The 24,499-nt window shown below is 65.4% G+C and carries 22 protein-coding genes and 1 pseudogene; 11 read left to right on the top strand and 12 right to left on the bottom strand.

Annotated features, from left to right (window positions below; all coding sequences use genetic code 11):
* Nucleotides 1-34: 34 nt before the first annotated feature.
* Both ACNFHO_RS21085 and ACNFHO_RS21080 read left to right on the top strand, forming a co-directional pair.
* Nucleotides 35-1,123, top strand: a pseudogene (locus ACNFHO_RS21085) (cache domain-containing protein); the annotation flags it as partial.
* Nucleotides 1,124-1,213: 90 nt separating this feature from the next.
* Complete coding sequence (locus ACNFHO_RS21080) at nt 1,214-1,981, top strand: methyl-accepting chemotaxis protein (protein WP_370671049.1); 768 nt, start codon at nt 1,214-1,216, stop codon at nt 1,979-1,981.
* 43 nt (nt 1,982-2,024) lie between these two features.
* Here ACNFHO_RS21080 and ACNFHO_RS21075 read toward each other — a convergent pair whose 3' ends face one another.
* From ACNFHO_RS21075 to ACNFHO_RS21065, 3 genes are all read right to left on the bottom strand, one after another.
* Entirely contained in the window at nt 2,025-4,160 is a 2,136-nt protein-coding gene (locus tag ACNFHO_RS21075) for an autotransporter outer membrane beta-barrel domain-containing protein (protein WP_416767240.1), read from the bottom strand.
* A 150-nt stretch (nt 4,161-4,310) separates the two neighbouring features.
* Complete coding sequence (locus ACNFHO_RS21070) at nt 4,311-5,099, bottom strand: AraC family transcriptional regulator (protein WP_054895195.1); 789 nt, start codon at nt 5,097-5,099, stop codon at nt 4,311-4,313.
* Between the two features lie 39 nt (nt 5,100-5,138).
* A complete protein-coding gene (locus tag ACNFHO_RS21065; protein WP_416767239.1) occupies nt 5,139-6,416 on the bottom strand; it encodes an acetyl-CoA C-acetyltransferase in 1,278 nt (425 codons plus the stop codon).
* Between the two features lie 162 nt (nt 6,417-6,578).
* Between ACNFHO_RS21065 and ACNFHO_RS21060 the strand changes: the two genes are divergently transcribed.
* The 7 genes from ACNFHO_RS21060 (at nt 6,579) to ACNFHO_RS21030 (ending at nt 13,399) form a co-directional block, all read left to right on the top strand.
* Nucleotides 6,579-7,931, top strand: coding sequence for a 3-oxoacyl-ACP reductase (locus ACNFHO_RS21060; RefSeq protein ID WP_416767238.1), 1,353 nt, complete (start codon nt 6,579-6,581; stop codon nt 7,929-7,931).
* Between the two features lie 2 nt (nt 7,932-7,933).
* Nucleotides 7,934-8,785 (top strand): MaoC family dehydratase, encoded by an 852-nt coding sequence (locus tag ACNFHO_RS21055; RefSeq protein ID WP_416767237.1) that lies wholly within the window; start codon nt 7,934-7,936, stop codon nt 8,783-8,785.
* 110 nt (nt 8,786-8,895) lie between these two features.
* Nucleotides 8,896-9,201, top strand: a complete 306-nt coding sequence (locus tag ACNFHO_RS21050; RefSeq protein WP_054895198.1) for a MazG-like family protein — start codon at nt 8,896-8,898, stop codon at nt 9,199-9,201.
* Nucleotides 9,198-9,947, top strand: coding sequence for a methyltransferase domain-containing protein (locus tag ACNFHO_RS21045; protein ID WP_054895199.1), 750 nt, complete (start codon nt 9,198-9,200; stop codon nt 9,945-9,947). Before ACNFHO_RS21050 ends, ACNFHO_RS21045 begins: the two co-directional genes overlap by 4 nt.
* Nucleotides 9,948-9,969: 22 nt before the next feature.
* Nucleotides 9,970-10,602 carry a DUF4136 domain-containing protein gene (locus ACNFHO_RS21040; RefSeq protein WP_416767234.1) on the top strand — a complete coding sequence of 211 codons (633 nt, stop codon included), beginning with the start codon at nt 9,970-9,972 and terminating at the stop codon, nt 10,600-10,602.
* Between the two features lie 18 nt (nt 10,603-10,620).
* Nucleotides 10,621-11,181 carry a DUF4136 domain-containing protein gene (locus ACNFHO_RS21035; RefSeq protein WP_416767233.1) on the top strand — a complete coding sequence of 187 codons (561 nt, stop codon included), beginning with the start codon at nt 10,621-10,623 and terminating at the stop codon, nt 11,179-11,181.
* A 253-nt stretch (nt 11,182-11,434) separates the two neighbouring features.
* Nucleotides 11,435-13,399 (top strand): pilus assembly protein TadG-related protein, encoded by a 1,965-nt coding sequence (locus tag ACNFHO_RS21030; protein ID WP_416767232.1) that lies wholly within the window; start codon nt 11,435-11,437, stop codon nt 13,397-13,399.
* Here the strand turns inward: ACNFHO_RS21030 and ACNFHO_RS21025 are convergent.
* Together ACNFHO_RS21025 and ACNFHO_RS21020 are read right to left on the bottom strand one after the other, a co-directional pair.
* Entirely contained in the window at nt 13,384-16,023 is a 2,640-nt protein-coding gene (locus ACNFHO_RS21025) for an ATP-binding protein (protein WP_416767231.1), read from the bottom strand. The genes ACNFHO_RS21030 and ACNFHO_RS21025 overlap by 16 nt on opposite strands.
* Nucleotides 16,020-16,463: a TadE/TadG family type IV pilus assembly protein gene (locus ACNFHO_RS21020; RefSeq protein ID WP_063546264.1), complete on the bottom strand. Its 444-nt coding sequence runs from the start codon at nt 16,461-16,463 to the stop codon at nt 16,020-16,022. The genes ACNFHO_RS21025 and ACNFHO_RS21020 overlap by 4 nt, the downstream gene beginning before the upstream one ends.
* A 76-nt stretch (nt 16,464-16,539) precedes the next feature.
* On the opposite strand from ACNFHO_RS21020, the gene ACNFHO_RS21015 reads away from it, so the two are divergent.
* Both ACNFHO_RS21015 and ACNFHO_RS21010 read left to right on the top strand, forming a co-directional pair.
* Nucleotides 16,540-17,010, top strand: coding sequence for an A24 family peptidase (locus ACNFHO_RS21015; protein ID WP_054895204.1), 471 nt, complete (start codon nt 16,540-16,542; stop codon nt 17,008-17,010).
* A gap of 122 nt (nt 17,011-17,132) precedes the next feature.
* A complete protein-coding gene (locus tag ACNFHO_RS21010; protein WP_054895205.1) occupies nt 17,133-17,909 on the top strand; it encodes a response regulator transcription factor in 777 nt (258 codons plus the stop codon).
* A gap of 127 nt (nt 17,910-18,036) precedes the next feature.
* Here the strand turns inward: ACNFHO_RS21010 and ACNFHO_RS21005 are convergent, their stop codons facing one another.
* Genes ACNFHO_RS21005 through ACNFHO_RS20975 form a run of 7 tightly spaced genes read right to left on the bottom strand, consistent with a single transcriptional unit; the run spans nt 18,037 to nt 24,491 of the window.
* The gene (locus ACNFHO_RS21005; protein WP_112899253.1) at nt 18,037-18,297 is read right to left on the bottom strand and encodes a DUF3613 domain-containing protein; all 261 of its coding nucleotides are present in this window, start codon (nt 18,295-18,297) and stop codon (nt 18,037-18,039) included.
* Nucleotides 18,298-18,314: 17 nt separating this feature from the next.
* Complete coding sequence (locus ACNFHO_RS21000; protein WP_063546270.1) at nt 18,315-19,016, bottom strand: tetratricopeptide repeat protein; 702 nt, start codon at nt 19,014-19,016, stop codon at nt 18,315-18,317.
* Between the two features lie 23 nt (nt 19,017-19,039).
* Entirely contained in the window at nt 19,040-19,927 is an 888-nt protein-coding gene (locus ACNFHO_RS20995; protein ID WP_054894180.1) for a type II secretion system F family protein, read from the bottom strand.
* A gap of 1 nt (nt 19,928) precedes the next feature.
* On the bottom strand, nt 19,929-20,810 hold the full coding sequence (locus ACNFHO_RS20990; protein WP_054894181.1) for a type II secretion system F family protein: 882 nt from the start codon (nt 20,808-20,810) through the stop codon (nt 19,929-19,931).
* Nucleotides 20,807-22,063 carry a CpaF family protein gene (locus tag ACNFHO_RS20985; RefSeq protein ID WP_054894182.1) on the bottom strand — a complete coding sequence of 419 codons (1,257 nt, stop codon included), beginning with the start codon at nt 22,061-22,063 and terminating at the stop codon, nt 20,807-20,809. The genes ACNFHO_RS20990 and ACNFHO_RS20985 overlap by 4 nt, the downstream gene beginning before the upstream one ends.
* Nucleotides 22,060-23,250: a pilus assembly protein gene (locus ACNFHO_RS20980; RefSeq protein WP_416767230.1), complete on the bottom strand. Its 1,191-nt coding sequence runs from the start codon at nt 23,248-23,250 to the stop codon at nt 22,060-22,062. Before ACNFHO_RS20980 ends, ACNFHO_RS20985 begins: the two co-directional genes overlap by 4 nt.
* The gene (locus ACNFHO_RS20975) at nt 23,247-24,491 is read right to left on the bottom strand and encodes a type II and III secretion system protein family protein (protein ID WP_416767229.1); all 1,245 of its coding nucleotides are present in this window, start codon (nt 24,489-24,491) and stop codon (nt 23,247-23,249) included. The genes ACNFHO_RS20980 and ACNFHO_RS20975 overlap by 4 nt, the downstream gene beginning before the upstream one ends.
* Nucleotides 24,492-24,499: the final 8 nt, after the last annotated feature.

Raw genomic sequence — 24,499 nt, 5'->3', positions numbered from 1 at the left:
TCATGCGTCGACAAGAAAAAATCCGGGAGCGTGGATGAACATCAAGCAAAAATTGACCTGGGCCTTCGCCGTCATTGCCGGCCTGCCCATCGTTCTGGTCGCCACCGTAGTGGTACTGAACCTGCGTGAAGAAGCGCAGGACGACTTCCTGGATGGCAGCAGCCGGGAGATCCGCCAGGTCGGCAACGCGATGAACATCTTCTTCCAGGGCATTGCACAGAACGTCGAGTACCTCGCCAGCCAGCCCTTGGTCACCGCCAGCGCCGACAATCTCAAGAAGTACATTGCCGCCGACGCCGCGCAGATTCCCCTGGGCGAGCAGGACAAGGCGCTGTACGACCAGTTCACCCGCCTGGCCCAGAGCCACCCCGACTACGCGTACGTGTCCTACGGCGTGAAAGACGGCGGCTATGCGTTCTGGCCGGGCGATCCGAAGATGGCCAGCTACGACCCACGCACCCGCCCCTGGTTCCAGGCCGCCATGGCCAGCCCCGGCAAGACCCTGCGCACCGCGCCCTACTACTGGGCCGGCGACGACGCCGTGCTGGTCAGCACCGTGCGCACCGTGGCCAACCAGCTCGGTAGCCCGGGCGGCGTGGTCAACATCGACGTCTCGCTCAAGGGGCTGACCGAGATCGTCAAGCAGATCAAGCTGGGTGACAGCGGCTACCTGATCCTGATGGAGAACAACGGCAACGTCATGGTCGACCCGCGTGACGCCAGCCACAACTTCAAGCAGCTGGACAGCTTCGGTGGCGGCTACGCCGAGTTGGCCAAGGCCGGCAAGGGCCTGGCCCAAGTGACACTCGACGGCGAGCGCTACATGGCCAACATCTACCCCGACGAGCGCCTGGGCTGGACTTTCATCGGCCTGATCCGCCAGGACGAGGTGATGCAGACCACCACCCGCCTGACCTGGCTGATCGGCACCCTCGCACTGGTGCTGGCGGCAGTCTTCGCCGTGGCTGGCGCTGCCTTCGCCAAGCTCATCGTCCGGCCGATCAACAGCGTCACCAGCGGCCTGGAAGACATCGCCCAGGGCGAAGGCGACCTGACCCGTAATCTCGAAGTGCGAGGCAGCGACGAAACCGCGCAACTGGCCAACTGGTTCAACCAGTTCCTGGGGGCGATTCGCAGCCTGATCCAGCATATCGGCGGCGCCGCCGGCAAGATCCTCAGCACCTCGGCCAGCTCCACCCGGGTGTCCGGCGACATGGCCGAAGCCGCCGGCCGTCAGCGCGAGGCGGTGGACATGGTGTCCACCGCCTTCCATGAAATGGTCGCCACCGCCAACGAAGTGGCGCGCTCCTGCAGCCAGGCTGCGCAGTCGGCCGACAGCGGTCAGCAACAGGCACGCGAAGGGCAACAGCAGATAGATGCGGCCGTACAGAGCGTCGACCGCCTGAGCCAGGAGATCGAGCAATCGGCGCAGTCGATCCAGCAACTGGAGCGCGACAGCAACGCGATCCAGTCGATTCTCGGCACCATCCGCTCGATCGCCGAGCAGACCAACCTTCTGGCCCTCAACGCCGCCATCGAAGCGGCCCGCGCCGGAGAGCAGGGCCGTGGCTTTGCCGTGGTAGCCGACGAAGTCCGCGCCCTGGCCAAGCGCACCGCCGACTCCACCGCCGAGATCGACGGGCTGCTGGGCAACCTCGCCAACCGTACCGCCGAAGTGGCCGAGCAGATGCATGCCAGCCTTGAGGTGTCGCAGCAGTCGGTCAACCGCATCGGCCTGGCGCGCGACAGCTTCGGGCAGATCCGCGAGTCGGTAGACATCATCCGTGACATGAACACCCAGATCGCCACCGCCGCCGAAGAGCAGCACCAGGTGGCCGAGGACATCAATCGGCATATCAGCCAGATTCACGGCGATGCGCAGTTGGTGGCCGAGCTTGCGCAAGCAGCGCGGCAGGACTCCCAGAGCCTGGAAGGGTTGTCCAACGAGCTGGATGCGTTGGTGCGGCGGTTCAGGACCTGACGTTCACGCGCCACACCGCAACCCTCGGTGTGGCGCGCCTCACTCAGAACGAGTGGCTCAGGCCGAGGTTGATCCCATAACGCTGATCAACATTGCGCCCGCGGGCCGCCTCAACCTCCGTGCTGATTGTCCAGCCTGACAGCACCTCGGACGATACGCCCAATGCCATCTCGGTGCGCCCGCTGCTGAACCTGTTGTCGAGTTCATGACCGTTGAGGCTGACCCTGCGCGTGCCACCCAGGTTGTCCATCACCGCGATGCGGCCATGAGTCGACAGTTCCAGACCATTGTTCAAGACGATGACGCGCCCCCCCTTGATACCGAGCGCCCCCATGTTCAGGTGTTGGTTGGATGACTCGACCTCAAGCCCATTACTCAAGCTGCTGCGCTGCCCCTGCACGATCGCGGCACTCAGTTGTACAAAAGGCTGCACATACCAACCTTGATCAAGGCTCAAGCGACGACCAGTCTCCAGCGTGAGCCCATACCCCCCCTGACGGCGATTGCCGGACACCTTGCGTCCATCGTGAGCCCGGGCATCGAGGGTGCCATCGAACAGGTTGAGCTTGAGCGCAGCATCGGCGTAGTAACCGGAGTTGTCGCCCCAACCGGCATACAACGCGGAGAAGTAGCTGTTCAGTGTTGCAGATGAGCCGCGCTGCAGGCCAATCGCCGAATGACTGAGTCCCACTGCCGCACCGACCCGCCAAGTATCATCGAGCAAAGTATCAGCGCCCAAGGCAAAGCCACCAACGCGCTGGGTATAGCGGGTGCCGACGGCACTGTCGACATCAAAGCCGGTCGTGCCGGTATGCATCCACAACCCGGCTGAACCACCATTGGTCCGCAGTTTTTCGAGGCGTCCGACAACCCATCGGGACTCGACCTGCGACGCGGCTTCAAGCGAACTGTCGAACGCCATCGCCGTCTCACCGGCATTGCTCAGTCTCGCCTTGCCCCGCATGTCGACCTGTGGCCGTAAACTCCACTGGTCGCCTTCGCGGACCAACTCGTGAGCAAAGGCCCCTGCATCGACCGGGCCGGATGCCAGATCGAACGTCGCATCACCACTGCCGATTCCGACCACCGGCCCCTGTGGCTCATGGCCAGAACTTGCCAGGTGCAAGGCAAAGCTGCCGCTGGCATGACTGTCTATCTGCAAGCGGCCATGGTCGAGCCAGAACGTGCCTTCTCCTTGCAAGGTCTCGGCTCGCAAAATACTGCCTGACTGCACGACTACCGAACCCTGGCGCAAGTCGAGAGCGCCGACCTGAGCGTCCGCTACCGTCTCCCACCTGGACTGCGCGCCAATCTGCAACTGCTGGACATTATGTAGCTGACCGCGTAACTGCGCCGCATTGTCCAGGGTGATATCAGCACTGGCACCCTGCTCGACGCGGATGTCGCCTTCCAGGCGACTGTTGCTCACGTGAAGCGAGGCCTCGCCCCCCTCGATGACCTCAAGCAGCACGCCGTTGGCGCCTTTGAGTTGGCCTCCGTCGGCCACCCGAATGTCCACCTGTGCGTCACGAACCACTACCGCACTACCCTGCAGACCCTCGATCAGACTGGCTTGAACAACGACCTGATTGGACAGATCCTTTTGCCAGAACTCCGGTGTACCAACTTCCAGGCCGACGCCCCCCGACACCACGGTCCCTTCATGCAACGCAAGTGTTCCGCCCTTGAGTACCACACCTGCTCTGTCACCGTGGATGCGCGAACTGCGCGCGTGCAGATCAGCCGAGTCCAACTCCACCCCAGTGGTGGCACCGCGCACACTGCTGCCGCTCAAGATTGCCGTAGACGTCAAAGTGTCATCGCCCAGCGTTCCAAGGGCCATACCGATGGAGCCTGTGCTGACTACCGTGGCGTTGGTCAGGTTGACCGCACCGTCCACGATGCTGATCGCAGCCCTGTCGGTCGAACTCACCTTGGCTCCCTCGACGTTGACCTGACCGCCGTCGAACCCTGTGATACGCCCGGTCTCGGCGCCCGGACGCACGTCAAGACGCGCTCCGCTGCCCAGGTGCCAATCCTCGACAGGGTCTCCAGGGGAGACCTGCGCAAACTCGCCAGGCCCCAAGTCCGCGGCATTGGCAGCCAGACTTGCGCCCAAGGTGAACGTCAGGGTTGCCGCCAGCGGATGGCGCCGCAGTAAAATCAGTGATCCAGTCATGGAAATGCCTCTCAGGATATTGGCTCGAGAGGCGGACGTTACGTTGGAGCAAAAGGAAGATCGGTCAGACAGTTCCGTATTGAACGTGAGAAGCGAGTTGTTCGCATTAACCGTTCGAAGTAACGCCGGGTAAAACTTGGTCGGTCGTCGCTAGAAACGAAGCTCCCCAGGCGTCGCACCGAACAGTTGCTTGAACGCCGCGATATAGGCCGATGTCGAGTCATACCCGCAGCCTAGTGCTGCATCGGTCACACTCTCCCCCGCCTCCAGCAACGCCAGCGATGACAACAGCCGCATGCGCTGGCGCCAGTTACGGAAGCTCAGCCCCGTTTCGCGCTGGAACAGGCGCATCAGGGTCTTCTCCGAGCAGCCCAACTGCAGCGCCCATTGCTGCAGGGTCTGCGCCTGGTCCGGCGCGGCGATCAACTGATTGCACAGTGCGAGCAACCCGGCATGGCGCGGCAGCGGCAGCGAAAACCCCACCTGCGGCAACGCCTGCAACTGGTCGAGCAAGACGGCTACCAGGCGCGCCTCGGCGCTGTCGCCTTCGGGATACGACGCTGGCATCTGGCAGAACTGCTTGATCAGCTCCCGCGCCAGCGGAGTCACTTCGAGTACCCGGCATTCGTCGGCAGCCCAGGTACAGGCATCGCGACGCACATACAGGCTGCGCATCTCGGCCTGCATCGAGGTCACCACTTCGTGTTCGAGACCGGCCGGGATCCATACCCCCCACTGCGGTGGCGCGAAGTAGCTGCCACCGCTGGTGTAGACCCCCAGCACACCGCTGATCGCGTAGGAAAACTGCACCCAATCGTGCCGGTGACGCGTGGTCCAGGAGCCCGCGCCAAGGCTTTCGGCACGGGCGTAGAGTGGCCTGGGCAGTTGCTCGAGGTCGGGGATGGCGCGGGGGGCGGAAATCTGTCCGAGGGTCTGCATGGCACTGTTAATTGTCGTGGGTCCGACAAGGTTAACACCTCAACGCTCGACGATCGCCGTCACCCCCTGCCCGCTCGCCGCGCAGATCGAGATCAAACCGCGCCCCTTGCCCGCCGTGGCCAGCAGCTTGGCCATGTTGGCCAGAATGCGCCCACCGGTGGCGGCGAACGGGTGCCCTGCCGCAAGCGAGCTGCCCTTGACGTTGAGTTTGCTGCGATCGATCGACCCTAGCGCGCCCTCCAGCCCCAGTGTCTCGCGACAGTACCGCTCGTCCTCCCAGGCCTTGAGCGTGCAGAGCACCTGGGCCGCGAAGGCCTCGTGGATTTCGTAGTAGTCGAAGTCCTGCAGGCTCAGGCCATTGCGCGCCAGCAGCCGCGGCACGGCATGAACCGGCGCCATCAGCAGCCCCTCCTGGCCTTTGACGAAGTCCACCGCCGCGGTCTCGCCATCGACCAGATAGGCGAGTACGGGCAAACCGCGCGCCTCGGCCCAGGCCTCGCTGCCCAGCAACACCAGCGAGGCGCCATCGGTCAGCGGCGTGGAGTTGCCGGCAGTCAGGGTGCCTTGAGCGCCCTTGTCGAACACCGGTCTGAGCTTGGTCAACTGCTCAGGGGTGAGGTCCGGGCGCAGGTTATTGTCGCGGGTCAGGTCGAGGTAGGGCGTGAGCAGGTCGTCGTGCCAGCCTTCGGTGTAGGACGCAGCCAGATGGCGATGACTGAGCAGTGCCAGTTCGTCCTGTTCGGCACGGCCGATCTGCCAGGTCTGCGCCATGCGCTCGCAGTGCTCGCCCATCGACAGCCCAGTGCGTGGCTCGCCGTTGCGTGGAAACTCAGGTTTCAGGAAGCTCGGACGTACCTTCAGGAAGGGCTTCAGGCGCTCGCTCAACTGCTTGCCCCGGTTCGCCTGCAGCAAGACTCGGCGCAGCCCTTCATTGATGGCGATCGGCGCGTCCGAGGTGGTATCCACGCCGCCAGCAATACCACTGTCGATCTGCCCTAGAGCGATCTTGTTGGCCACCAGCAGCGCCGCCTCAAGGCCCGTGCCACAGGCTTGCTGGATATCGTAGGCAGGGGTTTGCGGCGACAGGCGTGAACCGAGCACACACTCGCGGGTCAGGTTCATGTCCCGCGAATGCTTGAGCACCGCCCCCGCCACCACCTCGCCCAGGCGCTGGCCATGCAGGCGGTAACGCTCCACCAGGCCTTCGAGAGTGGCAGTGAGCATCGCCTGGTTGCTGGCAGTGGCGTAGGCGCCATTGGAGCGGGCGAAGGGAATACGGTTGCCCCCCAGGATCGCGACCCGTCGAGGTGAATGCATGCGCTGATTCCTCCTGAAACAATTTGATCCGATTGGATGACGGGCTCAAGGCCTGTCACTTCGGCTAGCTTGGCTACAGCCTAGGCGTTTTTGCCGCATTCGAACGACCTTGCCGCAAACATGGTCCACACTTGCATGCTTGCCTTCAGGGAGACCCGCACCATGAGTGACCGCTATCTCGGCTTTGCCAACTCCAACCTCGGCCGCCGCCTGGTCGATGCCCTCGGCCTGCCGCGCCCGGCGCCGCTGGAGCGCTGGCAGGCCGGACGCCTGCGCCCGATCGAAGGCGCGCTGGTGCTGGGCGGCGGGCCGCTGGTACGCAAGGTCGAAGCCATCGCCCCGGCACTCACCGACGAGCGCTACAGCTTTGCCGGCGAAGACCTCGAGGCTCCCGCCTGGGTCGCCGGGCTCGGCCCGAAACTCAAGGCGGTGGTGTTCGATGCCAGTCATCTGTCCGACAGCGACGAGCTTCGGCAGTTGCGCGAATTCTTCCAGCCGCTGCTGCGCAGCCTGGCACCCTGTGCCCACGTAGTGATCCTCGGGCGCCCCCCTGAGCAGGTCGAAGCGCCCCAGGCCAGCGTCGCCCAGCGCGCCCTTGAAGGCTTCAGCCGCTCGCTGGCCAAGGAGCTGCGCAACGGCGCAACGGCGCAACTGCTGTATGTCGCCTCCGGCGCGGAGGATCAGCTCGAAGGCGCGCTGCGGTTCTTCCTTTCACCCAAGAGCGCGTTCATTTCCGGCCAGGTGCTACGTCTTGAAGCCTGTGCAAGCCAGGTGCAGGACTGGACGCGACCGCTGGCAGGCAAACGCGCATTGGTCACCGGGGCTGCCCGCGGCATTGGTGCATCCATCGCCGAAACCCTCGCCCGTGACGGCGCCGAGGTGATCCTGCTGGACGTGCCGCCCGCGCAGAAGGACCTCGATGCCCTCGCCGCACGTATCGGCGGCCACGCCCTGGCTCTAGACATTTGCGCCAGCGATGCCTCGGCCAAACTGCTCGAAGGGTTACCTGAGGGCATCGACATCGTGGTGCACAACGCCGGCATCACCCGCGACAAAACCCTCGCCAACATGACCCCGGAATACTGGGACGCGGTCATGGCAGTGAACCTCAAGGCTCCCCAGGTGCTGACCCAGGCCCTGCTCGACGCCGGCCAGTTGCACGACAACGCGCGCATCGTGCTGCTCGCCTCGGTCAGTGGCATCGCCGGTAACCGGGGCCAGGCCAACTACGCCGCGAGCAAGGCCGGCCTGATCGGTTTCGCCCAGGCATGGGCGCCTGAACTCGGTGCGCACGGCATCAGCATCAACGCAGTGGCACCCGGCTTCATCGAAACCCACATGACCGCCGCCATGCCCATGGGTCTGCGCGAGGCTGGCCGTCGCCTGAGTTCGCTGGGCCAGGGCGGACGCCCACAAGACGTCGCCGAGGCTGTCGCCTGGCTCGCCCAGCCCGGCACTGGTGCGGTCAGCGGCCAGTACCTGCGCGTCTGCGGGCAAGCACTGATGGGGGCATGAACATGAACCGGACATGGCAGGACCTGCACACCCCCGATACTCGCACCCGGCTTTACCTGCGAGCGCTCGGCAAGCGCAAGATCAGTGGCGACCGCCTGCCCACAGGTGGCTTGCGTTGTTTCCTGCGGGTCGACCCGACAAACCTTGCGGCTTATCGTCGCCTGTGCCACTTCAGCGACGATGGTCGCCTGCCGCCCACCTATCCGCACGTGATCGCGTTCAACCTGCAGTTGCAACTGCTGACCGCCAGCGACTTTCCCTTCCCCCTGCTCGGGCTGGTGCACCTGCACAACGAGATCCAGGTGCTGCGCCCGTTGGGCGCCATCGAAGGCCTGCGTTTTGCCGTGCATGCCGACAACCTGCAGGCACATCCCAAGGGTGGCACCTTCGACCTGGTCACCGAGGCCCAGGACGGGCTGGGTCTGCTCTGGCGCGAAACCAGCCGCATGCTGGTGCGGGGGCTGAAGCTCGAAGGCGAAACGCACGAGGACAACGACGAGCCAGCCATCGAAACGCCGGAAGTGACGCGCTGGTATGCCGACAGCGATATCGGCCGCCGCTACGCCAAGGTGTGCGGCGACTACAACCCCATCCACCTGAGCGCGGCGAGTGCCCGGCTGTTCGGTTTCCCCAAGGCCATCGCCCACGGCATGTGGAACAAGGCCATGGCGCTGGCGGCACTGCGCGGGCATCTGCCGGTGGCGGGCTATGAGTTCGCGGTGGACTTCCACAAGCCGGTGCGCCTGCCTTCGGAGGTGGTACTCGGCGCGACTGCCGCTGGGCCGCAAGGGCAACTGAATCTGACCGGGCACGGGGGCCTGCTGCACATGACCGGCAAATGGAGCGCCCTGTAACCAAATCAAGCGCGCGCCAGGGCCGCTCCCTCGGCTCCAACAATGGCCTGCAATTCACTTGATTTGCTCCCTGGCGCCCCCGAAGCTATGCGCCAGAAGGAGAGCCCTCGATGAACCTGCAAGAACTGACCGACCGCCTGCACCGGATCCGCGACAACAACGACTGGCGCGGCTTCCACAGCCCGAAGAACCTGGCCATGGCCGCCAGCGTCGAGATGGCCGAGCTGGTGGAAATCTTCCAGTGGCTGAGTGAAGACCAGTCACGCCAGCTCGCTCCCGAGCAGCTCGCCCACGCCGGCCAGGAAGTCGGCGACGTGGTGCTCTATCTGTTGCTGCTGTGCAGCGAGCTGGGGCTGGACATGGAAACCGTGGTGCGGGCCAAGCTCGCCGACAGCGAGAGGCGCTTCGCCCGATGAACGACCGTCATTTCGATGAGCTGGCCAGCCGCTTCGCCGAGAAGATCTACGGCGGTGCCAAAGGCGCGATCCGCCTGGCGGTGCTGCAGGCGGACCTCGCCGAAAGCCTGCCCGACCGCCCCCTGCGCATCCTCGACATCGGCGCGGGCCTGGGCCACATGGCGCTGTGGCTGGCACAGCGGGGGCACCAGGTGACCCTGGCCGAGCCCGCCGCGCCGATGCTCGACGGCGCCCGCGCGCGCTTCGCCGAGGCCAACCAACCCGCCACCTTCATCCAGGCGCCCTGGCAGGACCTGCTCGGTCAGCTCACCGAGCCCTTCGATGTGGTGCTGTGCCACGCCGTGCTCGAATGGCTGGCCGAACCACACAGCATCCTGCCGGTGCTGCACCAGCTGACCACACCGGGCGGCTGGCTGTCGCTGGCGTTCTACAACCGCGATGCGCTGGTCTACCGCAACTTGCTCAAGGGTCACTTCCGCAAGCTGCGCAGCGACCGCCTGGCCGGCGAAAAACAGAGTCTCACCCCGCAAAAACCTCTTGATCCGCGAGAACTGCGCGCGCAACTTGAACCCATGTGGCAGGTCGAAAGCGAGAGTGGGGTCAGGGTTTTCCACGACTACATGCCCAAGGAATTCCAGGACAAGGCCGAGCTGCTCGACCTGCTGGAAATGGAATTGGCCCACCGCCGTCATCCGAGCTTCGCCGGGCTCGGCCGTTACCTGCACTGGACCTGTCGCCCACGCTGATCTCGCCTGCCGGGAGGAATACATGCCGTACCGTCTGTTGTGCCTGGCCTTGCTTTCCTTCGCCCTGGCGGCGTGCCAGAGCAGCAATCCCTATGTCGCCAGTTCCCGGCCACTGCCACCGGCACCGCCCCAGGCTGCGACCACCTTCGATGCCAGCGCCTACCCGGCCGCGCCACGCGACTATGGGCGCTATCGCAGCTGGAGCTGGCGCAACGGCCAGTTACCCAGCGGCAGTGCCAATGCCGATCCCGCGCAACTGGCCGATGCCATCAGCGGTGCGCTCGACCAGCATGGCCTGCGCCCGGCACGCGGCGCCAGCGGCGATCTGCTGGTCAGCGCGAACCTGCGTCTGGAACGTCGCCTGCGCCAGGTCCGCGATTACGACTACGATCCCTACTACGGCCCCGCCCCCTACGGCGGCATCGGCTATGGCGGCTACCGCAACGGCTATGGTGCCTACGGCAGCGTACCGATCCTGCGCACCTACGAAGTCGAGGTGATGGTGGTGCGCATCGACCTGTTCGATGCCCGCAACGGCCAGCCGGTGTGGAGTGCCAGCGCCGAAAGCGGCAGCGAAAAAGGTTCGCCGCGCGACCGTGAAAACGCCTTGCGCGAGTCGGTGCGCAAGGCCCTCAGTGGCTACCCTCCCAGTTAACGCGTCAGGAGAATCATCATGTTGCGCCGCCTCGTTCTGCTGTCCTTCGCGCTGCTGGTCGCCGGCTGCTCCAGCAACAACGTCACCCAGGATTTCGATGCCAGCCGTGACTTCGCCGCCTACCGCAGCTGGGCCTGGCAGGAACCGGCCCTGCAATACCGCCCGGACGATCCGCGGATCAAGAGCGATCTCACCGAGCAGCGCATCCGCCAGGCCGTGGCCGACCAGCTCGACCAGCGCGGCCTGCGTCCGGCACAAGGCAGTGCCCGGCCCGATGTGAAAGTGCGCGCCTACCTGATCGTCGAAGACCGCCAGCAGCAGGTCACCACCAACTATGGCGGGGCCTGGGGTGGCTACTGGGGCGGTTACTGGGGTGGGCCGATGTACAACGAGACCCGTAGCGTCGACTACAAGGTGGCGACCATCCAGGTCGACCTGTTCGATGGCCGTGACGGCAAGTTGGTCTGGCGCGGCAGTGCCGAGCAGATCATGAACAGCTACCCGCCAAGCCCGCAGGAGCGCAATGCCGCAATCCAGAAGACAGTGACCCAGGTGATGAGCAACTACCCACCGCGTTGAGACCCGACGCCCTATCTGTAGGAGCAACTGTCTTGCTCAAAATCTAAAAACCAGCCCAATCCCTGTGGGAGCGGGCTGGTCCCGCGAACACGGGCGTAGCCCGTGCCAGGCAGCGCGGTGTTTTTTTCGCAGGCAAGCCCGCTCCTACAACCGGGCGGCGTGAAGGCTGAGAAAAGGCAAGATGCCATCACCCTGACTACACTCCTGTAATCGCAATCGCGATGCCTGGCCTTCGGCCTGCAAAGGAGTGCCCGTGGTTTCCTCTTCCGCTGCGCGCCAACGCGGCGCGATCGGCCTGATGGCCGTGATCACCCTCGGTATGGCCCTGCTGTTCCTGTTGCTGGCAATCGACAGTGGGCGGCTCTACCTCGAACAACGCAAGCTGCAGCGCATCGCCGACATGGCTGCACTGGAAGCCGCCGGGCAGTTCGCCGTGTGCATCGGCACCGGCCCACAGGCCAATGCCATCGCCCGCAATGCCGCCAGCCGCAACGGGCACGCCCCCGGCAACCCGCTGCAGGCCAGTTGCGGCTACGTGCAGACCGGCGCCAACAGCCTGCGCAGCTTTACCCGCGACGACAACCGCAACGAAGCGATCCGGGTCGATGTCAGCAACACCGTCACCACCAGCGTCGCGGCGGGGGTGTATGCCCTGGTCCAGGGCAACGGCGTGCCGCTGACCACCACCCTGCAGGCCCACGCTGTCGCCTCGGCACCACTGCCGCCGCAGGCGATGCTTAGCATCCGCACGACCCTGGCCACGGTCGATTCGCGCCAGTCGGTACTGCTCAACGCCCTGCTCGGCGCCCTCGGTGGTGGTGTGCAGCTGGACCTCGCCGGCTGGAAAGGCATCGCCGCCACCGACATCAAGTTGCTCAGCTATCTCGATCAACTGGCAGTCGACCTCAACCTCACGGTCGGCGACTACAAGCAGTTGCTCAACGCCAACGCCACCGCCACCCAACTGCTGCAAGCGGCGGTCAAGGTGTTGCAACAAAGCGGTGCGGCGCTGGAGGTGGTGACCAACCTGGGCAAGGTCGCCCTGGGGGCCGGCAACAGCACGCTGGTGCGCCTGGGCGATATCCTCGACATCCAGAACGGCACCGCCCAGGCCGGCCTGGATGCCAGCATCCAGTTGCTGCAACTGGTGCAAGGGGTGATCCAACTGGCCGCCAGCGAAAGCGCCGCCAACGTCGACCTGCCGCTCAACGTGCTCGGCCTGGTCAACGGACGGGTTCGCCTGAAGGTCATCGAGCCGCAGCAGATCTCCTCGGTCGGAGACCCGCGTACCGACGAACTGCGTGTGCACACTGCCCAGGTGCGGGCGATGATCTCCCTCGACCTGCCCTTGCTCGATGGCATCTTCGGCCTGGTCAACGCCGTGCTCGACCTCGCCGCACCGCTGACCAACGTGATCAACAACCTGCTCAGCCTGAACCTCGCCGCCACCGTGCAATCGGTGCTCTGCCTGCTCGGCGTGCCCTGTACGGTCAGCGATATCGTCCTGGTGCCCGGCAAGCTGCACCTGGACATCGGCCTGGAAGTCGCCGAAGCCAGTACCCGCCTCAATCCTGCTGCCCCCGATACCTTCAGTTGCTCACCCAAGCGCCTGACCACCCGCAACCAGAGCTCGGCGGTCAAGATCGCGGTAGGCCAGTTCGCCTCACCGGATGAGTTCTTCACCAACGGCACCACTGCGGTGAAGTCGCTGCCCCTGATCGACATCGGCACCAAGCGCTGCACCCGGCTGTTGATCCTGCCGCTCGGCCAGTGCGAGGAGCGCATCCCCTTCGTCGGCGGCGGCATCGGCCTGCGGGTGGACAGCAAGGTGCTGGGCAGCGGCGCCCAGGAGCGCGCGCTGACCTTCCAGGCCCCCGACAGCGTACCGCCGAACATCGGTCTCAAACCTGCCTATCTACCCATGAGAAGCGCCAACGACAACGTGGTCGGCAGCCTCAGCGACACCCTGCTGGGCATTCAGTTGGAGGCCTACCGACCGACCGCCAATAATAGCGGTCTGGGCCAGGTGCTGGTGCTCGTGGGTGGGGTGCTCGATGGCGTCAAGGCGATACTCGAGCCGCTGATCAAAGGCCTGCTCAGCCCGCTGCTCGACCCCTTGCTGAACGTGCTGCTGAAAGTGCTAGGCGTCGACCTGGTCAACGCCGAAGTCGGCGCCAACCTCAGTTGCTCGACAGGCCGCGCTCAACTGGCGCTGTAGAGCGGCAGCAGTATGCAGAAGCACGCGCCGTCCGGGCCGTTGAGTACCTCGAGGCTGCCGCCCATGGCCTCGACGATGCCATGGCTCACCGAAAGCCCGAGCCCCGTGCCGACACCCGCGGGCTTGGTGGTGAAGAAGGGCTCGAAGATGCGCCCGAGCAGGCGCGGGTCGATGCCGCCCGCGTTGTCCTCGACCTGCAGGCAGACGCGCCCCTCGACCCGCTGTTGGCTGACCCGTATGGCCGGCGCCAGGGCTTGGCGTTCGAGCAACGCGTCGCGGGCATTGATCATCAGGTTGATCAACACCTGCTCGAGCTGGTCCTGATGCCCCAGCACCGTCAACGCCGACTCGGGCGCCGCGATATGCAAGGCCACACCCTTGCCCCGAAGCCCCTCGGCCAGCAACGCGGCCGCACCTTCCACCGCGTCCCAGGCCACGAATGCCTGACGCTCCAGTTCAGAGCGACGGCCATAAACGCGCATGTGCTCCACCAGCCGCGCCGCCCGCTCCACCTGCGCCTCGATGCGGTGCAGCTTGTCGGTCAGGTAATCGGTATCCGCCGCGCCGTTCTCCAGACGCTTCAAGGTATTGGCCACGGCCATGCGCATCACGTTCAGCGGCTGATTGATCTCATGCACCAGCCCGGTCGCCAGCTCACCGAGCGTCGCCATCTTCGCGCCCTGCAACAACTGGCGCTGGCTGCGTCGTACCTCGGTGTTGTCACGCCCCACCGCCTGGATCTCCTGGAGCCGCCCCTGCGCGTCGAACAGGCCGCGGTCAGCCCACACCCACCAGGCGTTTTCCCGCCCCGGCAGTTGCAGGCAGATCTCCGCGCTGCTCAAGGGCTGCTCAGGGGTCAACGTTGCCAGGCGCTGCTGGAACGCACTGCGTTGCGCGTCGGACATCCACTGACCAAGGTTCATGCCGGCAAGTTGCTCCGGCGCACACTCCAGGTGGTCAGCCAGCGGACGATTACCGAACAGGAGTTCGAGATCGGGACGATAGCGGCAGATCATCGCCGGCGAATCCTCCACCAGCACTCGATAACGCTCCTCGCTGTGGCGCACGCGCTCGGCAGCCTCGGTCGCCTCGCTGACGTCCAGCCACAGCCCGACCACCTCCACGGGCTGGCCGAGGTCGTCGCGCAGCAGACGGGCTTCATCGAGGACCCAGTGATAGCCACCCGACTGGTCGCGCAGGCGGTAGCGGCAGCGCGCCTGGCCATCGCGCAGCAGTGTGCGCGTGCGCTCCAGCCACAGGCTGCGGTCGTCAGGGTGCACTGCCAGCCCCGGCTGACGAGCCTGTTCGCTGTCGCTGTGCCAGCCCAGCATTGGGGCCAGGCTGGCGCTGAAGAACTCGCTGTGCAGCGCGCCCTCGGCATAGCGCTGGATATAGATCACGGCCGGCGAGCTGGCGATCAGGTTCTCCAGCCGTGCACGGGCGGCGCCAGCCTGCAGTTCCTGAGCCTTGAGCGCACTGATGTCGAGTAGAAAGCCGCGGACCTGGCGCCCCTGCATCTGCCCCACCCAGTGCAGCCAACGCGGGCTGATCTGCGGGGCGTGCTCGTGCAGGCGCAGGCTGAGGCTCAGGGCACGGCCTTCACGCAGTTGCTCGAGCGCCAGCTGCGCGGCCTCGCGATCCGCCGGGTGCACTCGCGCCAGCCATTGCTCGACGGTGATTTCACGCGGCAGGTCGAAACTGGCCGCCAACGCGGGGTCCAACTGCAGCGGCCCCTGCAATGGCCACTCCCACCAACCGGCGCCCAACTGCCGCTGCAGCGCGTCGAGGTGCTGGTCGCTGCGCTGCAACTGGCGCTGTCGAAGACGCGCCAGCAAAGGGTCCAGCAACGCCTGCAAGAGCCGCTCTCCCGCCTCGTGTACAGGCGGAGCACCGCTCGCCACGCACAGCAGGCAGGCCTGGATGTCCGGCCCCAGCCGATAGGGCAGCAGCGACACCGGCAAGCCGCCGCACAAGACCTGCAATTCGTAACGCTCGCACGCATCGAGCTCGCCCCGTAGCGCATACTTTTCAAGCCACGGCCGCAGTTGCCCGTCATCGGCCCAGGGCCAGTCATCGCCACTGTCGGCATGGCTGCGCCAGACGCCGGCCTCCAGCAGCATCAGCCGCACCGAATCGGCCTGCCAGTACTCGACCAGGCGCTGCAACTGCTCGCCGGTCACCTGCGCCAGGCGCTCCTCGCCGCAGCCGCGTACCGCACGGCCGATGTCGCCAGCCAGGCGCTGCAGGCTCAAGCGCTGCCCCTCGTGGTCGTGCGCGCGCACCAGGTCGCCGATATCGAACAACTGCAGCAGCCAGCCCTCGGCCTGGCGTTGCAGCCAGCCACGGGTGTGCAGTGCATGGCCGTGCACGGTACGAAAATCCAGATCCAGCGGCTGTCCCTGCCAATCGGCGGGATCACCTTCGAGCACCAGCCAGCTATGGTGCTGCAGGTAATCCTGCACCCGTCTGGCATGCTGGGGCGGCATGGCCAACAGGGTGCGTAGCGGGCCAGACAAGCGCAGCACCTCACCCTGCTCATCGAGCCAAACCTGCAGACCGACCGCCAACGGCGCCTCGGCCACCGATGTCTGGCCACCCAACCAGCGATCGAAAACGCCGCTCACAGTTGCAGGCTCGCTTGGGCCTGCAAGCGCTGGGGCAGCCGCGGCACTTCGCCGATCAACGGCAGCACCAGTACCGGCATGACATTGGTCAGTTTGTTTTTCGGGTAGTCGATGGTCACGGTCAGCAGGTTGCCGGGGGCCAGTACGATCCGTGCATCGGTGGCGGGCTGAAAGTCCAGCGCAGCGGGCATCCAGCTCAGTTGCTGGGCGATCACCTGGCGCGCCAGGTTCTGCACATCGCTGGCATAGGTCGCGCTGTTCGGGTCCAGCGCCACGCAGCGCCGTACCGCCTCGCTACTGGCCTGATTGAACGACTGCAGCATGAGCATCGGCAGGCTGTAGCTGACCAATCCGTAGAACACCGCGAAAAAGATCATGAAGACTGCGACAAACTCGATGGCTGCCGCGCCTTTTTGCCGTACTGCCAAGCTTGCTCGCATGTTCACGTCTACCCTGACTAGAAGTCCTGAGTGACAGAATAGAACCCGTTCAACGAATAGGGATGGCCAATTGCCAATGCAAAGCATTGTTCTCCTGATGTGGCTTGCCTTGTGCACCGAACAAGATGTCCGTGAACGGCAGATCTCCAACACCCTGACCCTGGGTGTCGCCGCCTGCGCCCTGGCCTGGCTGTTCGCCACCGGGCACAGCTGGATAGGTGCCGATGCCAGCGATGCGGGCTGGGCCTTGGCCATCGTCATGCTGCTGACCCTTCCCGGCTACATGCTCGGCCGCTTCGGCGCCGGCGATGTGAAACTGCTCGGCGCCCTGGCTCTGGCCACCAGCCACCAGTACGTGCTCGGCACCTTCATCGGTGCAGGCGTGACAGTGCTGGTGTGGATGCTTGGCCGACGCCGCCTGTGGACCCTGGCCAACCCCAAGGTGAAGAAGCGCCTGCAGCGCCTGGCCGAACAGGTGGGCGACAAACAACCGTTCGCGCCCTACGTGCTGGCCGGGTTTCTCCTGACCGCCGTCTGGATCCAATGAATGACCAGTGGGTCGATTCGGCGTGTATAGACCTTGTACATAATTGCAAAGTGCGACTACTTTTCTTAAGGGCCAGGCTGGCTGGCCAACGGAGCGGGGCACGTACGAACAGGGAGTTGAACGTGAACAAGTCTGCTAGTGAGGTGAAAGTACTGGTTGTGGACGATCAGCCGTTGATCGTCGAAGAGCTTTGCGAATATCTCGAAAGCGCGGGCTACCACTGTGTGCCGGCGCACTCCACTGCGCAGGCCATCGAGCGCTACGGCGCGGACGAGTCCATTGGCCTGGTGCTGTGCGACCTGCACATGCCCGAACAGGACGGCATCGCGTTGATGCGCGCGCTGAAGGACATCGCCGGGCAGCAGCGGCTGTTCGAGGCGATCATGCTGACCGGCCGCGCCGACAAGCAGGATGTCATTCGCGCGCTGCGCGAAGGGTTTTCCGATTACTACCAGAAGCCCATGGACCTGGCAGAACTGCTCGAAGGCCTGCGCCGCCAGGAAGCAGCGCTGATGGAGCGGCGCCGCAACTTCCGCGAGCTGGGTAGCCTGAACCAGCGCCTGCAGGAGCTGGCCGAATCCATCGACGACCTCTACCACGACCTGGAAAAGGCCCGTGGCCAGGGTGCCCATCGCCGGGCCGGTGACGGGGAAGAGCTCGAGAGCGAACTGCCACCGGTGTTCGAAAAGCTCTCGCCGCGCCAACTCGAAGTGGCCAAGCTGGTCAGCAAGGGCAAGACCAACTACCAGATTGCCTGTGAGCTGGGGATCACCGAGAACACGGTAAAACTCTATGTGTCGCAGGTGCTGCGCCTGACCCATATGCACAACCGCACCCAGTTGGCCCTGGCTCTGACGCCGCGCTCCTCGCCTGTGCATCAGCGGTTCACTACCCACTAGGTGCAGGAGCGGCGGTTCGGCGCCCCGACTTGCCCGCGAAAAAGACACCGCGCTGCCTGGCACGGGCTACGCCCGTGCTCGCGGGACATGTCGGAGCGCCGAACCGCCGCTCCAGCAGCTATCGCACTCAGTCGTTCGAAGACGTCATCTTGGTCCAACGATAGAAATCCGGGATCACATACTTGTAGGTGTCCAGCCAGCGCTGCATCGACTGGTCGCGCTCCTGCGCCGTTTGCACCTGCAACCGGTTCGACGCCTGCTCACCACTGGACTGCACCCGCAGCAACGCCTCGGTGGCCGTCTGCGCTTCTGCCTGGCGAGGTGGCTCCTGGGCCATCGTCACTGACACGCAAGCACACCCGGCAAGCACCATCAGATACCTGAACATGACCACCCTCCTCCTGCTCAATTGACCACCGCCTCGGCACCATTGGCCAACGCAATGGGACCACGCCCGGTGGATTTCACCTGCCTGGCCCGGGCCTGGGCATCGGCGAACTGCTCAGGGCGCAAGTGCAGGCGACCGACCAGATCGGTCGCCTGTTGCCAGTTGTCCTGTACCAGCGACAGGGTCACCAGGTTTACCGCCGCCAAAGCGTTGTCGTCCTTCAGCTCGATGGCCGTGAGGAACTCGAAGCGGGCCTGCTCGTAACGCCCCAGGTTCATCAGCACCACGCCCAGGTCGTTGCGTACGCGCTCGTCAGTGGGCGCCAGGCGCACCGCGCGCTGCAGGCTCTGCAAGGCCTGCGCATCGTCACCACGCGCCGAGGCGAGCTGACCCAGACCATGCTCGCCCTCGGCCGCCAGGCAGCCCCCCAGCAGGCTGCGGTACAGGGGCTCGGCCTCGCTACGGCCCAGCAAGCGCGAAACCCTGGCCTTGCGCAGGCGCACCTGGTCGAGGGTGTTCGGCAACTGCTCAAGGTGCGCCAGGCTGGCATGCGGGCGCCCCTCATTGAGCATCTCGTCCGCCAGGTTCAACGCCAGTTGCTGGTCGGCATCCGGCTTGCCGCAGCCTGGGCCGCCGAACAATGCACCCAGCCCCTGCGCCGACTGCCCGGCACAACCGCCCAGCAGCAGCATGCCGGTGAACAAAAGGATCGTTTTCATCCCTCTCTCCCTAGACTCAGGCCCTAGACCCCCAAGGCCCGTGCCAACGCAGAAAAACCTGGCCCGGCCAGGACAATGAGCAAGGCCGGGAACAGGAATACCATCATCACCGCCGACATCTTTGCCGACATCTTCGACACTCGCTCCTGCAGGTGCGTGAGGCGTCGATCGTCGAGCAGCGCCTTGAGCGCCAGCAGCGACTTCATCCCGCCACTGCCCTGCACCAGCAGTTGCTGAAGGATCACGCAGGTGTCGACGAACTCATCCACTGCCAGTACCCGCGCAGTCTTCTCCAGCTCCGGGCCAAGCGACAGCCCCGAATCCACCCGTTGCAACACCTGCCGCAGCTCTTCGCTGATCTCCGGCACCAGTGTCCGTCCCTCCTGGCTGAGCACACGCAACGCCTGCTCCACGGCCAGCCCCGTCTCGAAGAGAATACGCAGCAGCGGAATCATCAGGCTGACCTCCTGGGCGATACGCTGTTGCCTGCGCGTGGCAGCCAGTGCCAGCAGACGCTTGGGCAACAGGTAGCCGATCACCAGCGCGCACACTGGCAGCACCAGCCAATGCAGGGCATCGACGCCGATGAAGGCATGCTGCAGCAGCAACGCCAGCCCCATGGCCAGCAACGGCAATCCCAGTTGCACGGCGGCGAACAGCGCGCGCTGGCGACTGCGACGCCAGCCGATCCGTTCGAGCAGGCCCTGGGTTTCCCCGTCGAGCGTCTGCAAGCGTTGCCCCAGCGGGCTGCTGCCCAGCCAGTGGAGCATGTCGCCCAGGCGTTCCTCGCGGGCCAGGCGCCCTTGCAGGCGCCGTGTAACCAGGTAGCGCGCACGCAACTGGCGCGAGGCCTGCAGCCCCAGCAACAGGGCGACGACGAGCAGGCACAAGGCGCAGATCAACAGGGCCATGTCAAAGACTCCTCATCATGCGCCACAGCACCAGGCAGCCGATCGCCTGCAGGGCAAAGGCCAGGAACAGTAGCCACTGCCCACTGCTGTCGCGCCACAGGCTCATCAGGTAGTTGGGGTTGACCGTCAGGAAGTAGCCGACCATGAACAGCGGCAAGGCCCCCAGCACCCACGCAGTAACGCGAGTTTCGCCGGTCATGGCCTTGAGCTGGCGCGCGCCTTGCTCACGTTCGCGGATCAGCTTGATCAGGTTTTCCATCAGTTCGCTGGCATTGCCGCCATAGCGCTGATTGATGCGCAGGCCCAGGGCGAACAGGCGCAATTCGTCCTGGTCGTACAGCTCCGCCAGCTCGCTCAGCGCATCCTCCAATGGCACGCCCATCTGCACATTGCGGCGCACACGGCCCATGGTCGAATGCAACGGTTCACGCGTGCCGTCGATGCCGCCGAGCACCGCATCGCTCAGGGTCCGACCGGCCTTGAGGCTGCGCACGCTGTAGTCGAGCAGACCGGGCAGTTGCTCGACGAGCTGACGCATGCGCCGACGGCATCGCCAACTCAAGTACAGATAGCCCGACAGCGGCGCACCGAGCAGCACCATCAGGCCGGCCAGCCAACCGGCCAACAGCACCGCCAGCAGCACCAGCCCACACCACGCCAGCAGCCAGCGTTGCGGACGCACGTCAGCGCTGATCAGGCCGGCCCGTTGCAGCAGCGGGTCGAGCCAGTCGCGCCGGGCGCTGCCCGTTCGAATCGTCTGGTAGGCGCGCCCCAGACGCTGCAGGACGCGCTCCTCGCCGCGCTTGTACAAGCCCAGGCGAAACAGCAGCATGGCGGCCCCCAGCAGCAGCGGCGCCAGCGCCAGCAGCAACGGCCCGATCACGACACACCGTCCTGACGCAGTTTGCTGCCTGCCGGGTTCGGCGCCTCGCGCTGGAAGGTCTCGCCGCCGCGTCGGTCGAGGCGGAACAGGGTATTGGTCACATACACATCCTCACGTACGCCGACCACCTCCAGCACTTCGCTGACGCAACGCCTGCCATCAGGCAAACGCGTCAACTGGATCACCACATCCAGCGCCGCGCAGATCATCTGGCGCAAGGTCTTCTCGGCGATCTGTCGGCCGCTGAGGCCGACCAGGGTCTCCAGGCGCAGCAGGGCGTCCTGTGCAGTGTTGGCGTGTACGGTGCTCATCGAGCCGTCGTGGCCGGTGTTCATCGCGGTGAGCACATCGAGCACCTCGGCGCCGCGAATCTCGCCAAGAATGATGCGGTCAGGGCGCATGCGCAGGGCGTTGCGGATCAGCTCGCTGGGCTTGATCTCGCCATGGCCCTCGGCGTTCGGTGGCCGGGTTTCCAGGCGCACCACGTGGGGGTGGTGAAGCTGCAGCTCGGCAACATCCTCGATGGTCACCAGGCGCTCGCGCGGCGCGATCATCTGGCTGAGGATATTGAGCAGCGTGGTCTTGCCAGTACCAGTGCCGCCGCTGACCAGGATGTTGCAACGACGGCCCACGGCGCGCTCGAAGAAATCGAAGATGGGTTGATCGATGGCGCGGGTGGCCAGCAAGTCGGCACTCTTGAGCATGTCCTGGCGGAACTTGCGGATCGACAGGCACGGCCCGTCCAGCGCCACTGGCGGGATGATCGCGTTGACCCGGCTGCCATCGGGCAGACGCGCATCGACCATCGGCGAAGACTCGTCCAGGCGTCGCCCCAGGGGCGCAAGGATGCGCTGCATGACCCGTTCGACATGGTGCGCATCGATGAAGCGCAGGTCGGTCTGCTGCAACAACCCGGCCCGCTCGACGAACACCCGGTGCGGGCCGTTGACCAGGATCTCGGTGACGCTGGCATCGCGCAGCAGCACTTCCAGCGGGCCGAAGCCGGTGAGTTCATCGACCAGTTCCTCGGCCAGGCGCTCCATCTCGTAGCGCGACAACGCCAGACGCAAGCGCCCGACATAGTCACCCACCTGTTCGAGGACGAACTGGGTCAACGCCGGGCGTGCGCCTTCGAGCAGGTTGCGCCCGCTGTCTTCGATGGCGTCGATCGCGAAGCGATGCAGCGCACGCTTGAGCGCGTGCGGGTCGCCCGAGGCGTGGCGCTGACCGCCGAAGGGTTCGTCGCCGCTCATTTGCTACCCCACAGCCGACGCAGCCAGGGGAAGCTCGGTGGGGCGAGGTTTTCCGAGCGCCGGGCCAGGCGCTCGCCGAGGGCACGCAGGGCTTGGGTCAGGCCTTCGCGTGGGGCCAGTTCGAACAGGCTCAGGCCTTGGTTCTTCACGTTCAGGCGCACCTCGGGGCAGTCCGGCATCACCTTGAGCAGCGGCAGGCCATAGCGCTTGGCGAGCGCCTCGGCATCCGGGGCGACGTTGCGCAGGTAGCGGTCCACCAGCAAGCTGGCATGCTCGAGCTTGATGCCGCGGTCGCGCCACTGTTCGAGCACTTCCAGGTTGCGCCGGCAGTCGAGGATGTTCTGGTCGGTGTAGACGATCAGCTTGTCGCAATGGCTGACGATGGTACGCAGCGCTTCGCTGTCGGCATGCCCGGTCAGGTTCACGACGATGTGCTGGAAGTGTTGGCGCAATGCACTGAGCAGCATGTACAGCTCGGCGGCGCTGGTCTGGCGCAGCGGATCGTCGTTCTCGGCATAGCTCAGCAAGCGCAGGCCGCCTTTGTCGCGGGTGAAGGCGCTGTCGATCAGCGTGGTGTCGAGCCGGCGCAGGTGGCGCAAGGCATCGCCGAAATAGAATGACGCCTCCAGCCCGAGCAGGGCCAGGCTGTCGCCGCGCGGCAGACCCAGGTCGAGCAGCAGGGCCTGCTGGCCGCTCTCCTGCACCACCCGCGCGAGGTGGGTGGTCAGCAGCGCGCCATCGGCGCCGCGCTGGGCACCATAGAGCACGGTCAGGCCCCCCAGTTTGGGGTTGTTGGTCACCGTCGGCAGGCGCTTGCCAAGCCTGCGCACCAGCCCGGCCACCTCGCTGGCACGCGAGCCGTAGGCGACGAAATCGCGCGCACCGGCACGCATGGCATGCAGCACCAATTGATTGTCCATGCCATCGCCCAGCGCGACGATGGCCAGCATCGGCTTTGCTTCCAGCACGCCTTCGATCAGCGCGCACTGGCTGACCAACTGCTCGCGGTCAAGGCCGATGAACACCAGATTGCTGAACGTCACATCCAACAGCGCCAGCAATTCGTCGAGGGTGCCTGCGCTGGCGCCGATCACCTGCCCCTGCGGCGCCAGGGCATCTTGCAGCCACTGCAGGTCGTCTTCGTTGCGGGTGATGGCCAGGTAAGTCTGGTTGAGGCTGTCGTTCATCGTGATAACCCCCCCTGACCTTCGAAGTTGCCGTTTTCCATGAAGAACAGCTGGCCCCAGCTCGGGTCGTAGGTGCGCAGCGCTTCGCCCGGCAACTGCGGCAGGCGCGCATTGGCCGCCAGCGGCTGGACCAGGTGCGGGGTGACGATCATCAACAATTCGGTCTCTTCGCGCACCAGCGCCGACTGGCGGAAGAACGCGCCGAGGATCGGCAGGTTGCCCAGGCCGGGGAGCTTGTCCACCGAGGAGCGGGTGTTGTTGCTGACCAGGCCGCTGATGATGAAGCTCTCGCCATCGGCCAGGGAAATGCTGGTATCGGTGCGCCGCACGCTCAGCCCCGGCACCAGGGTGCCGGCGATGTTCACCGCGTTGTTGTAGTCCAGCTCGCTGACCTCGGGGGCAACCTTCAGGGTGATGCGGTCGCGGCTGACCACGGTCGGGGTCAGCGCCAGGCGTACGCCGAACTCCTTGTATTCGATCGACACGTTGTCGCTGCCGGAGCTGGGCACCGGGACCGGGATCTCGCCGCCGGCCAGGAAACTGGCCGTCAGGCCGCTGAGCACGGTGAGGCTGGGGCGCGCCAGGGTGTAGGCGAAGCCGCTGTTTTCCAGGGCGTTGATCGCCGCCAGGAACTTGCTGCTGCCACCGCCCCAGACGATGTTGAAGACGGTGTCGTCGAGCGGGATCGCGGGGCGGGTGATCGGCACCGAGCCTGGAGTGACAGCAGTATTCGGCACCGCTCCCGGCGAGCCGATCAGGCTGTTGTTCGAGCCTTTGAAGAACAGCCGCGCACCTGCCTCCTTGTACTTGCTGCGGCGCACTTCGACGAAGCGGATATCGGCCTGCACCTGGCTTGGCAACTGCGCATCCTGGGACGGTAGCAGGCTGCCTTCTGCCATGTCGGCACTGGCGCGCCCCTTGACGAACAGCATGGTCCGATGCGGCGCTGGCGCGCAGGCGGTCCACAGCATCAAGGTGGTATTGCCCGGCCCCACGGCGGTCAGCAGCACCGCGCGATCGCCGCTGGCCTGCACGTCGGCGACCTTGGGCTCGCCCACCGCCGCCCGGCTGATCGCCAGCGGCAGGCGCAGTTCCTGCTGCAGGCCCTGGTCCATCTCGATCACCGAGGGCAACTGGCCGAAAGCCTCGCACCCCTTCACCGCCGCCTGGGCGTGGGGCACCAGTGCCGTCAGGAGCAGTGCACGGCACGCATGTCGGAAACTACGCTCGGAACGTCGCATCGCTGCAT

The organism is Pseudomonas sp. NY15374, assembly GCF_048068255.1.
Taxonomy (GTDB): Bacteria; Pseudomonadota; Gammaproteobacteria; order Pseudomonadales; family Pseudomonadaceae; genus Aquipseudomonas; species Aquipseudomonas machongensis.
Note: the sequence above shows the minus strand (reverse complement) of the source record. Positions and strands in the feature narration are given on the sequence as shown.

Bases quoted from the DNA above. Each gene is read 5' to 3' on its own strand.
- ACNFHO_RS21015 (WP_054895204.1), top strand. From the start codon at position 16,540: ATGCAAAGCATTGTTCTCCTGATGTGGCTTGCCTTGTGCACCGAACAA.
- ACNFHO_RS21045 (WP_054895199.1), top strand. From the start codon at position 9,198: ATGAACGACCGTCATTTCGATGAGCTGGCCAGCCGCTTCGCCGAGAAG.
- ACNFHO_RS20980 (WP_416767230.1), bottom strand. From the start codon at position 23,250: ATGAACGACAGCCTCAACCAGACTTACCTGGCCATCACCCGCAACGAA.
- ACNFHO_RS20995 (WP_054894180.1), bottom strand. From the start codon at position 19,927: ATGGCCCTGTTGATCTGCGCCTTGTGCCTGCTCGTCGTCGCCCTGTTG.
- ACNFHO_RS21000 (WP_063546270.1), bottom strand. From the start codon at position 19,016: ATGAAAACGATCCTTTTGTTCACCGGCATGCTGCTGCTGGGCGGTTGT.
- ACNFHO_RS21035 (WP_416767233.1), top strand. From the start codon at position 10,621: ATGTTGCGCCGCCTCGTTCTGCTGTCCTTCGCGCTGCTGGTCGCCGGC.
- ACNFHO_RS21065 (WP_416767239.1), bottom strand. From the start codon at position 6,416: ATGCATTCACCTCGACGGGTCGCGATCCTGGGGGGCAACCGTATTCCC.
- ACNFHO_RS20975 (WP_416767229.1), bottom strand. From the start codon at position 24,491: ATGCGACGTTCCGAGCGTAGTTTCCGACATGCGTGCCGTGCACTGCTC.
- ACNFHO_RS21060 (WP_416767238.1), top strand. From the start codon at position 6,579: ATGAGTGACCGCTATCTCGGCTTTGCCAACTCCAACCTCGGCCGCCGC.
- ACNFHO_RS21020 (WP_063546264.1), bottom strand. From the start codon at position 16,463: ATGCGAGCAAGCTTGGCAGTACGGCAAAAAGGCGCGGCAGCCATCGAG.
- ACNFHO_RS21005 (WP_112899253.1), bottom strand. From the start codon at position 18,297: ATGTTCAGGTATCTGATGGTGCTTGCCGGGTGTGCTTGCGTGTCAGTG.
- ACNFHO_RS21040 (WP_416767234.1), top strand. From the start codon at position 9,970: ATGCCGTACCGTCTGTTGTGCCTGGCCTTGCTTTCCTTCGCCCTGGCG.
- ACNFHO_RS20985 (WP_054894182.1), bottom strand. From the start codon at position 22,063: ATGAGCGGCGACGAACCCTTCGGCGGTCAGCGCCACGCCTCGGGCGAC.
- ACNFHO_RS21055 (WP_416767237.1), top strand. From the start codon at position 7,934: ATGAACCGGACATGGCAGGACCTGCACACCCCCGATACTCGCACCCGG.
- ACNFHO_RS21070 (WP_054895195.1), bottom strand. From the start codon at position 5,099: ATGCAGACCCTCGGACAGATTTCCGCCCCCCGCGCCATCCCCGACCTC.
- ACNFHO_RS21080 (WP_370671049.1), top strand. From the start codon at position 1,214: ATGGCCGAAGCCGCCGGCCGTCAGCGCGAGGCGGTGGACATGGTGTCC.
- ACNFHO_RS21050 (WP_054895198.1), top strand. From the start codon at position 8,896: ATGAACCTGCAAGAACTGACCGACCGCCTGCACCGGATCCGCGACAAC.
- ACNFHO_RS21075 (WP_416767240.1), bottom strand. From the start codon at position 4,160: ATGACTGGATCACTGATTTTACTGCGGCGCCATCCGCTGGCGGCAACC.